General features: G+C 22.3%; 14 protein-coding genes. 3 read left to right on the top strand and 11 right to left on the bottom strand.

All coding sequences use genetic code 11. From position 1 onward, the window contains the following. The first annotated feature begins 47 nt into the window (after nucleotides 1-47). Complete coding sequence (gene pheS, locus H0H58_RS01215) at nucleotides 48-1,058, top strand: phenylalanine--tRNA ligase subunit alpha (RefSeq protein WP_185865226.1); 1,011 nt, start codon at nucleotides 48-50, stop codon at nucleotides 1,056-1,058. Here pheS and rlmB read toward each other — a convergent pair. Genes rlmB through H0H58_RS01200 form a run of 3 tightly spaced genes read right to left on the bottom strand, consistent with a single transcriptional unit; the run spans nucleotide 1,055 to nucleotide 2,421 of the window. Further along, the gene (rlmB, locus tag H0H58_RS01210) at nucleotides 1,055-1,804 is read right to left on the bottom strand and encodes a 23S rRNA (guanosine(2251)-2'-O)-methyltransferase RlmB (protein WP_185865225.1); all 750 of its coding nucleotides are present in this window, start codon (nucleotides 1,802-1,804) and stop codon (nucleotides 1,055-1,057) included. The two genes, pheS and rlmB, sit on opposite strands and share 4 nt — an antisense overlap. A 16-nt stretch (nucleotides 1,805-1,820) precedes the next feature. After that, nucleotides 1,821-2,138, bottom strand: coding sequence for a hypothetical protein (locus H0H58_RS01205; protein WP_185865224.1), 318 nt, complete (start codon nucleotides 2,136-2,138; stop codon nucleotides 1,821-1,823). 7 nt (nucleotides 2,139-2,145) lie between these two features. Further along, complete coding sequence (locus tag H0H58_RS01200; RefSeq protein WP_185865223.1) at nucleotides 2,146-2,421, bottom strand: YtxH domain-containing protein; 276 nt, start codon at nucleotides 2,419-2,421, stop codon at nucleotides 2,146-2,148. Between the two features lie 87 nt (nucleotides 2,422-2,508). On the opposite strand from H0H58_RS01200, the gene murB reads away from it, so the two are divergent. Next, a complete protein-coding gene (gene murB / locus H0H58_RS01195; RefSeq protein WP_185865222.1) occupies nucleotides 2,509-3,552 on the top strand; it encodes a UDP-N-acetylmuramate dehydrogenase in 1,044 nt (347 codons plus the stop codon). 26 nt (nucleotides 3,553-3,578) lie between these two features. Here the strand turns inward: murB and H0H58_RS01190 are convergent, their stop codons facing one another. Beyond that, nucleotides 3,579-4,610, bottom strand: coding sequence for an Mrp/NBP35 family ATP-binding protein (locus tag H0H58_RS01190; RefSeq protein WP_185865221.1), 1,032 nt, complete (start codon nucleotides 4,608-4,610; stop codon nucleotides 3,579-3,581). Between the two features lie 26 nt (nucleotides 4,611-4,636). Here H0H58_RS01190 and H0H58_RS01185 point away from each other — a divergent pair, with 26 nt between their 5' ends. Beyond that, nucleotides 4,637-5,278: a 4'-phosphopantetheinyl transferase family protein gene (locus H0H58_RS01185; protein WP_185865220.1), complete on the top strand. Its 642-nt coding sequence runs from the start codon at nucleotides 4,637-4,639 to the stop codon at nucleotides 5,276-5,278. A gap of 24 nt (nucleotides 5,279-5,302) precedes the next feature. Here the strand turns inward: H0H58_RS01185 and hisS are convergent, their stop codons facing one another. The 7 genes from hisS to H0H58_RS01150 form a co-directional block, all read right to left on the bottom strand. Further along, nucleotides 5,303-6,712 (bottom strand): histidine--tRNA ligase, encoded by a 1,410-nt coding sequence (gene hisS, locus H0H58_RS01180; protein WP_185865219.1) that lies wholly within the window; start codon nucleotides 6,710-6,712, stop codon nucleotides 5,303-5,305. Nucleotides 6,713-6,746: 34 nt separating this feature from the next. Next, a complete protein-coding gene (ftsZ, locus tag H0H58_RS01175) occupies nucleotides 6,747-8,105 on the bottom strand; it encodes a cell division protein FtsZ (RefSeq protein WP_185865218.1) in 1,359 nt (452 codons plus the stop codon). Beyond that, complete coding sequence (gene ftsA, locus H0H58_RS01170) at nucleotides 8,106-9,500, bottom strand: cell division protein FtsA (RefSeq protein WP_185865217.1); 1,395 nt, start codon at nucleotides 9,498-9,500, stop codon at nucleotides 8,106-8,108. Between the two features lie 69 nt (nucleotides 9,501-9,569). Beyond that, complete coding sequence (locus tag H0H58_RS01165; protein WP_185865216.1) at nucleotides 9,570-9,992, bottom strand: hypothetical protein; 423 nt, start codon at nucleotides 9,990-9,992, stop codon at nucleotides 9,570-9,572. Then, entirely contained in the window at nucleotides 9,985-11,370 is a 1,386-nt protein-coding gene (gene murC, locus H0H58_RS01160; protein WP_185865215.1) for a UDP-N-acetylmuramate--L-alanine ligase, read from the bottom strand. The genes H0H58_RS01165 and murC overlap by 8 nt, the downstream gene beginning before the upstream one ends. Continuing rightward, nucleotides 11,357-12,478, bottom strand: coding sequence for an undecaprenyldiphospho-muramoylpentapeptide beta-N-acetylglucosaminyltransferase (gene murG, locus H0H58_RS01155; protein WP_185865214.1), 1,122 nt, complete (start codon nucleotides 12,476-12,478; stop codon nucleotides 11,357-11,359). The genes murC and murG overlap by 14 nt, the downstream gene beginning before the upstream one ends. A gap of 10 nt (nucleotides 12,479-12,488) precedes the next feature. Further along, nucleotides 12,489-13,643 carry an FtsW/RodA/SpoVE family cell cycle protein gene (locus tag H0H58_RS01150; protein ID WP_185865213.1) on the bottom strand — a complete coding sequence of 385 codons (1,155 nt, stop codon included), beginning with the start codon at nucleotides 13,641-13,643 and terminating at the stop codon, nucleotides 12,489-12,491. Nucleotide 13,644 lies beyond the last annotated feature (1 nt).

Below are 13,644 nucleotides of genomic sequence, written 5' to 3'. Positions count from 1 at the left end.
TTTATAAAAAATTATTTATTTTACTTTAAATTTAGTTATGTAATCACATGATAAACGAAAAAAATTTATTAAATAATAATGAAACAATCAATAAAATCAGAAAAGAAATAAAATATTTTCATCCAAAAACTCTCGATGATTTAAAAAAATTTAAGATAAAATTTTTTAGTAGAAAAAAAGGAATTATTACAATCCTGCTAAAAAAAATAAAAAAAATCCCTATATATAGAAGAAAAGAGTTTGGAAAAATTATTAATGGATTAAAATGTCAAATACAAGAAAAACTTGATGAAAGTAATTATTTATTAAAAGAAAATGAAAAAAATGAAAAATTCGATTATACTGTTCCAGGAACAACTATAGAAATAGGATCAATACATCCTATTTCTATCCTAAAAAATAGAATAATAAATATTCTTTCTAATATTGGATTCACTTATGTAGATGGATACGAAATTGAAGATGATTGGCATAATTTTACAGCTTTAAATATACCTTTATTACATCCATCTAGAGACATGCAAGACACTTTTTTTTTATCTAAAAAAAAAGATATTTTATTACGGACTCATACTTCATCTATACAAATACGATATATGGAAAATAATTGTCCTCCTTTTCGAGTTTTATCCATAGGAAAAGTATATAGAAATGAAACGATTTCTTCTCATTCTAATTATATGTTTCATCAAGCAGAAGGATTTTATATTGATCAAAATGTTTCTTTTTCTCACTTGAAAACAATCATTTATTATTTGATAAATTCAATTTTTGGAAAAACAAAAATAAGATTTCGTTCTTCTTATTTTCCTTTTACAGAACCTAGCGCTGAAGTAGATATATATTATGATAAAAAATGGTTGGAAATTATGGGTTGTGGAATTATAGATCCAAAAGTATTAGAAAATGTAAATATAGATCCTAAAAATTATTCTGGATTTGCTTTTGGATTGGGAATTGAACGTATAGCATTAATACTTTACGGAATTAAAGATATTAGATTATATTTTAATAATGATATTCGTTTTTTAAAACAATTTAAAAGTGAATTTTTTTAAGGAAAAAAATTTCTTTGTCTTAATATTTCATATAAAATAATTCCACAAGCTACAGATACGTTTAAAGATAAAAAATTATTTTTAAATGATGGAATTTTTATAGTGTAATCAGACATTTTTAGATATTTAGTATATATTCCATTTTTTTCGTTTCCTAAAATTAATACAATAGGACCTAAAAAATTTGCATTATTCCAATCTAAATTAGATTTTTCTGTAGCAGAAAATATTTTAAATCCATATTTAATTAATAAATTAATAGTATTTTCTATATTTTTTTCTTTACAAATTGGAATATGAAATAAAGCTCCTGAAGAAGTTTTTATAGAATCAGGTCCAATTTTAACTGTATTTTTATTAGGTAAAATAACCGCATCGACTCCAGCACAAACTGAAGTTCGTACAATTGCTCCAAAATTTTTTACATCTGTAATTCTATCTAAAATAATAACAATTGGATTTTTTTTTTTGCATAAAACTGGTAAAAGATTTTTTATTTGAAAAATTCTTATAGGAGAAATTATAGCGAATACACCTTGGTGATTTTTTTCTTTTATGAAAGAAAAATTTTGCTTTGAAACAATATGAACTGGAATATATTTGTTTTTATTTTTAGAAAATTTTATTAATTCTTTGTATGATCTTGACAATTGTTTATTTCCTTTAAGGAAAAATATTTTATCAATATTTTTGTTGGATCTAATAGCTTCTATTAACGGATTTATTCCATAAATAATATTTTTCATTTCCATTATATTTTTATTATTTTTCAATAATTTTATATTTTTTTAAAAAAACATTTACAATAAAACGGATAATTCTCTTACCAAGAAAAAATAAAAAAAGAAAAAAAAATAAAAATAATAGAGTAACAATACTAAATCCAATAAAATAATCTTTAAAATAAAAAGATATAAAAAATGACAATGATAAACATCCAAAAAATAAAGTAATACAAAATAACATTATTAATAAAAAATTAATAATTATTTCAATCATTATAGAAATAAATATTTTAATTAATTTATTTCTTAATTTATTCCAATGATGATAAATAAAATGTTTAATCAAAAAAAACATACTATAATCAAGTACCTAATTCATCTTCAACGGTATCTTGATTTTGATTGATTTTATTTATATCATTATTTTTCCATTTATTTTCAAAATCTGATTTTATTTCATTAATTTTTTTACAAATTTCTTTACTAAGATTTTGTAAATTTTCTTTTAATTTTTTTGTTTTTTGATTAAACATTTTATTTATTTTTTTTTCTTTTTTTTGATAAAACATTATTCCCATAATAAATCCAGCTATAGTCCCAATAATAATACCTAAAAATAAATTATTACTTTTTTTCATAATAGACAAAATAATTTTTTTATATTTTCTAAATAAATTTAATCAATACAATATTTACAAACAAAATTTAATTCTTTTATTTTATTTATGATTATTGAGAAATACTACTCTCTAAAAAAATTTAACACATTCGGAATAAATACTTATACTCGTTATTTTACAATAGTAAAAAGTATAAATGATTTTAAAAAAATTTTTCATATATATAAATCCATTCCTAAAATGATTTTAGGGAATGGAAGTAATATTCTTTTTTTAAAAGAATATTATCCAGGATTAGTTATTAAGATGGAAATAAAAGGGATAAAAATTGTTTATGAAAATAAATTTCAGGTAATTATTAAAGCTAATTGTGGAGAAAATTGGGATGATCTTGTAAAATGGACTATAAAAAATGAATTTAATGGTTTAGAAAATTTATCATTTATTCCTGGAACAGTAGGAGTAGCTCCGATCCAAAATATTGGAGCATATGGAAGCGAAATTAAAGATATTTTACTAAAAGTCAGAGTTTATGAAATAAAAAGTAAAAAAATTATCGAATTTTCGAATATAAAATGTGAATTTGGATATAGAAACTCTTTTTTTAAAAAAAATTTTTCTAAAAATAAATATATAGTTTTATCTGTTTTCTTTATATTAAGAAAAAAAAAGTATCATAAGTATAATTTATCTTATTTAGCTCTTCAAAAAGAATTAAATTTACTAAATATTAAAAAACCTAATTCTAATGATATAATAAAAATTATTCTCTCTATGAGAAATAAAAAAATTCCACATCCAAAAAAAATAGGAAATGCTGGAAGTTTTTTTATGAATCCAATCATAAAAAAATATCATTTTAAAAAATTAAAAATAAATCACCCTAATATCATTGGATATCCAATATATAATAATAAAAATGAAATTAAAATATCTGCTAGTCATTTAATAGAATATACTGGATGGAAGGGGATTAGAATTGGTGATGTAGGAATATCTGAAAAAAATCCAATTATTCTATTAAATTATGGACTAGCTAGTGGAATGGATATATTTTATATATCAGAAAAAATTATTTTTGATATAAAAAAAAAATTTGGAATCTATTTATCAAGAGAAGTAGAAATAATTGATGATTTTTATCATTAAATAATAATTTTCAATAAAAAAATAGACTATTTTTTATTTTTAATTTGATCTAAAATATTTTTTGTAATTTTTATAAAAATATCTTTTACCGTATTATTTTCTATAATAGCCGGTTTTCCAAAATCAGAAAATATTTGTATTTCTTGTAAAAAAGGAATTTCTCCTAAAAAAAATAAATTCATTTTTTTAGACAATTTTTTAATATTATTTTTTCCAAATAAGAAATGTATTTTTTTATCATGTATATTATTGTTTGTTATAAAAAAAGACATATTTTCAATAATTCCTAATATTGGAACATGAATCGATTCAATTCGAAACATTTCTATAGTTCTTATAACATCAGATATAGCTACTTTTTGAGAGGTGCTTACTATAACTATACCATTTAATAAAAATTCTTGTAAAAGAGATAAATGAATATCTCCTGTTCCGGGAGGTAAATCGATAATTAAAAAATCTAATTTTCCCCAATTAGTATCATAAATAAATTGAATTAAAGCTTTAGTTACCATAGGGCCTCTCCAAACTATTGCCTTTCCATATCCAGAAAAAAAACCTATGGATAATATTTTTACTCCATGACTAATGATAGGATTAAATGTTCCATTTTTATTATGTAAAATAGAAATATCGTTAATTTTAATGTTAAACATTAACGGAATAGATGGTCCATAAATATCTGAATCTAATAATCCTACATTAAATCCCATATTTGCTAAAGTAACAGATATATTAGAAGCTATTGTTGATTTTCCTACACCACCTTTTCCAGATGCTATAGCGATGATTTTTTTTATTTTTAAAGATTCTTTTCTTGAATTTATATTATGATGAAATTTTATATAAATATTTTTATTCGTATTTATTTTATTTTTTATAGAATTAGTAATATTTTTTATTAGTTTATTCTTTATATGCATAGTAGGATTAGGAGATATCAAATGAATAATAATTTTTTCAGATAATAAATCTATTTTTTTTAAAAGATTTAATTCTATGATATTTTTATTATTTAATGTAATAGTTTCTAATATTTTCTCAATTTTTTTTTTCATTATTTTGTTTAATATTGTTTCTTTTTATGAAGAATTTAGAATTTAATAAAATACATACAAAAATTATAGTTTTAAAATGGAAAAAATTATTAGATAATTTTTTTTTTGAAAAAATAGAGTTAACAAATAAAGAAAAAAAATTCTTTTTTTCTTTATCTTCCAAAAAGAAAAAAAAAGAATTTTTAGGGGTACGTTACGCTCTAAAATATTTGGGCATAAAAGTGAATGTTTTTTATGATAAAAAAAAAAAAATTTTCTTATATAAGAAAAAAAAAAATATAATTTCATTAAGTCATTCCTATGATAAAATGGCCATAGCTATTAGTTATCATCATATAGGAATAGATATAGAAAAATTTAGATATGATAATAAAATTTTAAAAATAAAAAATAAATTCATTAGAAATGACGAAAATATTTTTATTCAAAAAAAATTAAATAATGAAATAGATTATTTATACATTATATGGGGTATAAAAGAAAGTTTGTACAAATTAACAGGAGGAATTTTTTATAATTTTTTAAAAAATTATAAAGTTTCTCCTTTTTGTATTCAAAAAAATTTTCCTATATCATGTTGGATATTAAAAAATTCTTGTAGTATAAAATTTTCTGCATTTTATAGAAAAATAGGCGATTATTATTTAGTTTATAGTATAGATATATAATTTATCAAATTTTATTATGTTCAACTAATACATATTGATATATTTAATTAAATCATTGATATCATTATATTCTTTTTCTATTCTAGTTTTTAGATTTTTTATCTTAATTTTATTATTGATTATTTCATTTTTTCCTATTATAATGGCAAATGGAATTTTATTATCATTAGCATATTTAAATTGTTTATGAATTTTTATGTTATTAGGATATAATTGATTGGATATTCCTTTTTCTCTTAAAATATTCATCAATTTATATGTATATAAAGATTCTTCATAACCAAAATTAATGAATAAAATTTTTGAAGGAAAAAAAATAGAATTTTTAAATAAATTTTCTTTTTCCATAGTTAAATAAATTCTATCCAATCCAAATGATAATCCTAAACCTGAAATATTTTCCATTCCAAATAATTTGGTTAATCTACTGTATCTTCCTCCTCCTCCAATTGAATATGAATATTTTGTATTTTTATTATTAATTGGTACTATTTCCCATATAATTCCTGTATAATAATTTATTCCTCTGGCTAAAGAAAGACTCCATTCTATTTTGATTTTTTTTAAAGAAATATTTTTTATAGTTTCATATACTATACTTAAATCTTTAATACTTTTTTCTCCTATTTTATTTTTAATAGATTTAAATTTCGATGTTAAAAAATTTTTTATTTCCAAAAAATTTTTTTCTTTTTCTAAAAGATCTGATATTCTTTCAAAAGATGTTATAGAAATTCCTTTCTGTAACATTTCTTTCTTAACTAAATTTTTTCCAATTTTTTTCCATTTATCTAATGATATAATAAAATCTTTCCATAAACTTTCTTTTATTCCATATATTTTAACTAATCCTTTCAAAATTTCTATATGATTAATATAAATTATAACCGGAAGATTTAATTCATTAAATATAAAATCACAAAGCTTAATAAGTTCTATTTCATCCCATAAAGAAATAAATGATGATATAATATCTGCATCACATTGAAAAAATTCTCTAAATCTTCCTTTTTGAGGATTTTCAGCTCTCCATACTGGTTGCATTTGATATCTCCTAAAAGGAAAAATTATTTTATTTTTATTCATAACTATATACCTTACTAAAGGAACAGTTAAATCATATCTTAATGCTTTATTAGAAAAAAAATTGGTTAATAATGATAAATTTTTTATTTTATCATTATTAATTTTATTCAAAAAATTTGATAATCCTTTTTTTAAAGTATCTCCTGAATGTAGTAATTTAAATATCAAGGATTCACCTTCTTCTCCATATTTTCCATCAAGAGTAGATTTTTTTTCAAAAGAACTAGTTTCTAGAGGATAGAATCCAAAAAGTTTAAAATTTTTCTGAATAATTTTAATTATAAAATTTCTTTTTATTAATTCATTTGTACTAAAATCTCTAGTACCTTTTGGTAGAAAATATTTCATAAATCATAAAAAAACATGAAACTGAAAATATTTTTTATTTTTCAGTTTCATGCCCCCCCCCTACTGGAAAATTTTTATTTTTTTTTTTATTATTAGAATTAGTAGAAGAAGATATAGGAAAATCAAAATCATCTTCTAAATAATATCTTTTTTTTTCCTTAGAAGAAGATGATTTTGATTTAATAGAATTATCAAATATATTTTTTCTTAAAGAAAAATCTTTACTAGTTGTAGTTTTATTTTTTAATTTATCTGTATTATATTTTGTTATAGAAAACAATGAATCTTTTTGTCGATTAGGAAAGTTTGTCATTCCATCTCTATCAGGTATTTTTTTTTCATAAGGTTCTTCTAATCTATGAAAAATTTTTTTTTCTTCTTGATTAATAATTCTTTGTATTTCAGTAGGAAAGCCAGTAGCTACTATAGTAACTGAAATACTTTCTTCTAATTTTTCATCTTCTCCTATTCCCATAATAATATTTGCATTATTTCCTGCTTCTGATTGGATATAATCACTGATAACTCCTATTTCATCTATAGTAATTTCAATTCTACCAGAAACAATCAGAAGAAGAACATTTTTAGCTCCAGTAATTTTGTTATCATTTAATAATGGAGAATCCAAAGCTTGAATTACAGCTTCTTTAGCTCTATTTTCGCCAACAGATACAGATGATCCCATTACCGCAGTTCCACTTTCTTTTAATACTGTTCTTGTATCTCTCAGATCTATATTTTGTTTATAATGATGAGTAATAACTTCTGCTATTCCCTTAGCTGCAGTAGTTAAAACTTCATCTGCTTTTGCAAATCCTGCTTTAAATCCAAGATTTCCATATAATTCTCTTAATTTATCATTATTAATAACAATTAAAGAATCTACATTTTTTCTTAATGATTCTATTCCTTTTTGAGCCTGTTTAAGTCTCATCTTCCCTTCAAAATGAAATGGAATAGTTACTATTCCAACTGTTAAAATACCTTTTTCTTTAGAAATTCCCGCAATAACTGGAGCAGCACCTGTACCTGTTCCACCTCCCATACCAGCAGTAATAAAGGTCATTTTAGTATTAGAATCTAAAACACTTTTTATTTCTTCTAAACTTTCTAATGCAGCCTTTTCACCTACCTCTGGATCTGCTCCTGCACCTAAACCTTCTGTTATAGAAGCTCCTAATTGAATCTTTATAGGAACTGGATTATTGTTTAATGCTTGTGCATCAGTATTACACGCTATAAAATCTACACCATTAATTCCTTGTTCAAACATATAACTTAAAGCATTACTTCCTCCACCACCTACGCCAATTACTTTAATTGCAGCTGAACGCTTATTAGTAAATCCAAAATGGATTTTATTATTATTATGTTGTAAATCTTCTTTTCTCATTTATTCTGTATCATTTAATATTTGACGAAATTTCTCTGCCCAAATTTCTAAAAAAGATTTAGATTTTTTTTTGTTATCTCTTATTGAAGAATCATCTAATGAATTTGAATGAGATGATTTTTTTTCATATGGAAAATGATTAATTTTATTTTTATTATAAAATTTAGTAGAGAATAATTCATTATTTTTTTCTATATTATTATATACTATATCTGGTGTACATAAATATTTTTTCTTATCGTCAAGTCCTTTAATCACTAATCCAATAGATGTCGCATATTCTGGATTACTTATAAAACCATTTTCACCTCCTGCTATATGTTCATTAGAATATCCTATTCTGACATCCATATCTGTAATATATTCTGTTAAAGGTCGTATATGTTTTAATTGAGAACCTCCTCCAGTCATAACTAATCCTGCTATTAATCTTTTTTTATGTTCTTCATTTCCATAATTATTAATTTCTATATTAACATGTTCTAAAATTTCACAAACTTTTGCATGAATAATTTGAGAAAGACTTTTTAAAGATATTTCTTTAGGTTCTCTACCTCTTAATCCAGGAATACAAACAATTTCTGTATCTTTATTTTCTCCAGGCCATGCAGATCCAAATTTTATTTTCAATAATTCTGCTTGTCTCTCAATGATTAAACATTCTGTTTTTATTTTTTCAGTAATCACATTTCCTCCAAAAGGAATTACAGCAGTATGACGGATTATATTATCTTTAAATATAGCGACATCAGTCGTACCTCCCCCTATATCTACTAAAGCTACTCCAGCTTCTCTTTCTTCCTTATTTAATACTGCTTCTGCAGACGCTATAGGTTCTAAAGTGATTCCAGCTAAATTTAATCCTGCAGCTTTAACACATCGTCCAATATTTCTAATAGATGATATTTGTCCAACAACTACATGAAAATTTGCTTCTAAACGACTACCATACATTCCGATAGGTTCTCCTATTTCTGATTGACTATCCACTTTATATTCTTGAGGCAGAACATGAATAATTTCTTCTCCAGGTAGCATAACTAATTTATGAACTTGATCGATCAATTTCTGTATATCTTTTTGATTGATAACATTTTCAAAATCTGAACGAGTAATATAATCATTGTGTTGTAAACTTCTAATATGTTGACCCGCTATTCCAACAATAACTTCTTTTATTTTTAATCCTGAACTATGTTCAGCTTCAGAAACAGATTCTCGAATAGCATCAATTGTTTGAGTTATATTATTTACTACACCTCTATGCACACCTATACTTTTAGATTTTCCTATTCCAAGAATTTCAATCTTATTATATTCATTTCTCCTTCCCACCATAGCTACAATCTTTGTGGTCCCCACATCTAGACCAATAGCTATATCTTGATATTCCATAATAAATTTATCTTTATATTTTTCGAACTTACGAATAATTGATATTTAATAACTAGAAAATTGTGAATTTTAAACATTTTTATCAAAAATCATTACTGAAATAGCTTGGTATTTTTTTTTATTTAAGTTAAAAATTGGTTCTTTTTGTTCATTATTATAAATCTTAATATTCAAAACTCCATTTATACTAATAAATACTTCTGATCTTTTTACAAAAGGTAATTTATTTAAATATTTTTCTATTTCTAATATACACAATTGGCCAATTTTTTTTTTCACTTTTTTATTTTTAGAAAATAAAAATTTTTTTACAATATTTCTAACTTTATTATTATAATTATTATTATGTATGTTTTTTGAGTATAAAAAAATTTTTAATTTTTTTATACATCTATTTTGATGTTCTTTTTGAGAAAAAGAAACAAAAAATATTATTAATATTAAATATAATAATGAAATAAAAGTAAATAATTTTTCCCTATTTTTATCCATATTTCTTATATAGCAAATTTTTTATTGGATTAATTAAAGTATCTATATCTCCCGCTCCTATTGTAAGAATAATATCAAAGTTTAATTCGTTTTTATCAATGACTTCCACAACATTTGATAATGAAGAAATTATTTTATTTTTTTCAGAAATCATTTTTATTTTATCTAATAAAATTTTTGAGCTAATATTATTATAATCTTTGGGGGATTCTCTAGCTGGATAAATTTCTAATAAAATTAGAAAATCTAATTTTTCTAAACTTTTTATAAAAAAAAATTCAAAAAATTTAGTTCTACTAAATAAATGTGGTTGAAATATCCCCAATATTCTTTTTTTAGGAAAACATTTTTTAATGGTTTTAATTAATGCATTAATCTCAGTTGGATGATGAGCATAATCATCTATATATACTTTTTTATCAGATTTGTAATGAATAGAATATCTTCTTTCAATTCCTTTAAATAATAAAAGTGCTTTTCTAACTTTATCTTGATTTATTTTTAAATAATCGGAGATAGCTAATGCAGCTGTTACATTTTTTAAATTATGTTCTCCTGGAATAGGTAATACTAAAGATTTCCAATTTTCTTTAGGAGTATGGAAATCAAAGTACCATTTATGATTTTTTATTGAAAGATTATCTGAATAATAATTATCTTTTTCTGTTGTTGAATAATAAATAGCATCTTTTGATGATAATGTATCTTCTTTACATAAAAATATTTTTTTATATGGTTTTTTAGTTTTTTCTAAAAAATTTATATAAGAATTTTTTAAAAATTCTTTATTAGGATAAATTTCTACATGATCTTGATCTATAGAAGTAATACAAGTTATATTAGGAGATAAATATAAAAAAGAATGATCAAATTCATCAGCTTCTACTAAGAAAATTTTTTTACCATTGGAAAAAAAATTTGATTGATAATTTTTTGATATCCCTCCAATAAAAGCTGTAATTTTCATTCCAGAACTATATAAAATATGACCTAATAAACTACAAGTAGTAGTTTTTCCATGAGTTCCACCTATAGCAATACAAATATTATTTTGGGTAATTAATGCCAATACTTGGGATCTCTTTTTTATATTTTTTCCATGGTTATTTAAATAAATCCATTGTTTATTACTAATTGGAATAGCTGGAGTATAAATAATTAAACATTGTTCAGAACTAATCCAATTTGGAATCATTTCTACATTATCGCAATAATTTACAATTATTCCTTCATGTTCTAATTTTTTTGTAAGAATAGTTTCATTTTTTTCATGACCATGAACTATTTTTCCCATGTAATTAAAGTATCTAGCTAAAGAACTCATTCCTATTCCTCCTATTCCTAGAAAATAAAAAAAATTTATTTTATTTAAATTCATAAAATGATATAATTTGTAAAATTTCATGAATAATATCATTTGTAGCATTAGGCATACTTAAATGCAACATATTTTTTACCATTTTATTTTTTAAATTAATATCATTTATTAATTGAATTATTGAATCTAATAATTTATCTTGTATATCCTCTTCTTTAACAATTAAAATAGCTTTTTTTTCTTCTAATATCTTAGCATTATTATTTTGATGATTATCCGAAGAATTATTCAATGGAACTAATATAGTAGGTTTTCTAATTATACAAATTTCAGATATAGTTAAAGCTCCAGCTCTAGAAATAATAACATCTGCAGCTGCATAACAAATAGAAATATTTTCAATAAAATTCATAAATATAAAATTTGGATGATAGAATTCACTTCTTTTTATCTTACGAGGATTAAAATTTCCAATTTGCCAAATAAGTTGAATATCTAAATTAATTAGTTTTTTTAATCCTCCTCTAATCCACACATTATTTATGTTATCAGAACCTTTACTTCCACCTAAAGATAAAATAACAGGTTTTTCCTTATTTAATCCAAGATAATTGCAGGCTAATTCCTTGCTAGGATTGTTAATAATTTCAGAACGAACTGGATTTCCAGTTAGAATAGTTTTTTTTTTCGGAAAAAATTTTTTTGCTTGTTCATAAGCAATACAAATTTTATTTGCATAACGTGAAAATATTCTATTTGTTAATCCAGGATAAGAATTTTGTTCTTGAATCAAGATAGGAATTTTATTATTTATTGCAGCTAATAAAGTCGGAAAACTAACAAAACCACCTGTCCCTATTACCAAATTAGGAGAAAATTTTTTGATAATTTTATTTAACAAAAAAAAACTCCGTATCAACTGTATTAAAAGAACAAATCCTGATGATATAGAAGATAATTTATTTCTTCCTCCAGATAAATAAATTTCTTTAATAGAAAAACCAAATTTAGGAATTTCATTCATCTCCATATGATATTTTGATCCAATAAATAATATATTAGATTCTGGAATTTTTCTTTTAATTGCTTTAGCAATAGCAATTCCTGGATATATATGACCACCTGTTCCTCCACTTCCTATAATTATTTTGGGATATATTTTATTCATATTTTATTATTTACTCATATATTTTTCTACTAACATTTAGTATAATTCCAAAACTTAAAAAACTCATTAAAATAGAAGTACCTCCTGCACTAATTAATGGTAAAGTTTGCCCAGTAATAGGAAAAATTCCTACGGCTATCCCCATGTTTATTAAAGCCTGATTAATAATTGGTAGTCCAACAGAAAATACTAAAAGTGTGCAAAAATAATTTTTTAATTTTGTCGCAATTATCATCATTCTAAATAATAGAAGTAAATAGATAAATAATAGTAATAATCCACCAAAAATACCATATTCTTCTACTATAATGGAATAAATAAAATCTGAATAAGATTGTGGAAGAAAAGTTTTTAATATACTTTTACCGGGTCCTCGCCCTAATTTATTACCTAGGATAATAGCTACTTTTGATTGAATGATTTGAGTATTTTCTTCATGTATAAGATATTCTATTATTCGATTTTTCCATGTAAAAACTCTCTGAAAAGAATGATGATTATCCCATTTAATAGTAAAAAAAATATATATAATGGATGATATCAATCCTAATAAAAAAAATCTCATAGTATTTATAACCGGATATCCACCTATAAATAATATGATTGAAATAGAAATAAACATTATAATAGCTGTAGATCCATTATTAGGAAAAATTAACCCTATAATAGAAAGTATAGGCAATAAAAGAGGAAAAAAAGAATTCGTAAAAGTAATTTTCTGATTTTTCTTCTTAGATAAGAAACCAGAACAATACACAAAAAGTACCAAACTGGCAATATTAGAAGTTTGGAAAGATATATTTAGAATAGGGACATGTAACCATCTAGCTGCATTTATTCCATGTATTTTTACTCCTTGATTCATTGTAATAATCAATAAAATAAATACTACTGGTAATAAAAAAACAGAAATTTTATAAAAGTATTTATAATTGATAAATTGAATAATTATAAGAATAAAAAAACCTAATATCAAAAAAGATATATGTTTGAATAAAAAATAAAAAATAGATAAAATATTTATATTACTTTTTTTTGAAAAAATTAAATTACTACTTGCAGAATACACTGGTAAAAATGAAAATATCGTTAATAACGATATCAATGCTAATAAGTATTTATCTCCTTTTAGATACTTACTAAAAAAATATTCTATTTTCTTCATT

Origin of the sequence: Blattabacterium cuenoti (genome assembly GCF_014251775.1) — a bacterium.
GTDB classification, from domain to species: Bacteria; Bacteroidota; Bacteroidia; order Flavobacteriales; family Blattabacteriaceae; genus Blattabacterium; species Blattabacterium cuenoti_H.
The sequence above is the reverse complement of the archived record's forward strand: the minus strand, read 5'-3'. Positions and strand labels throughout refer to the sequence as shown.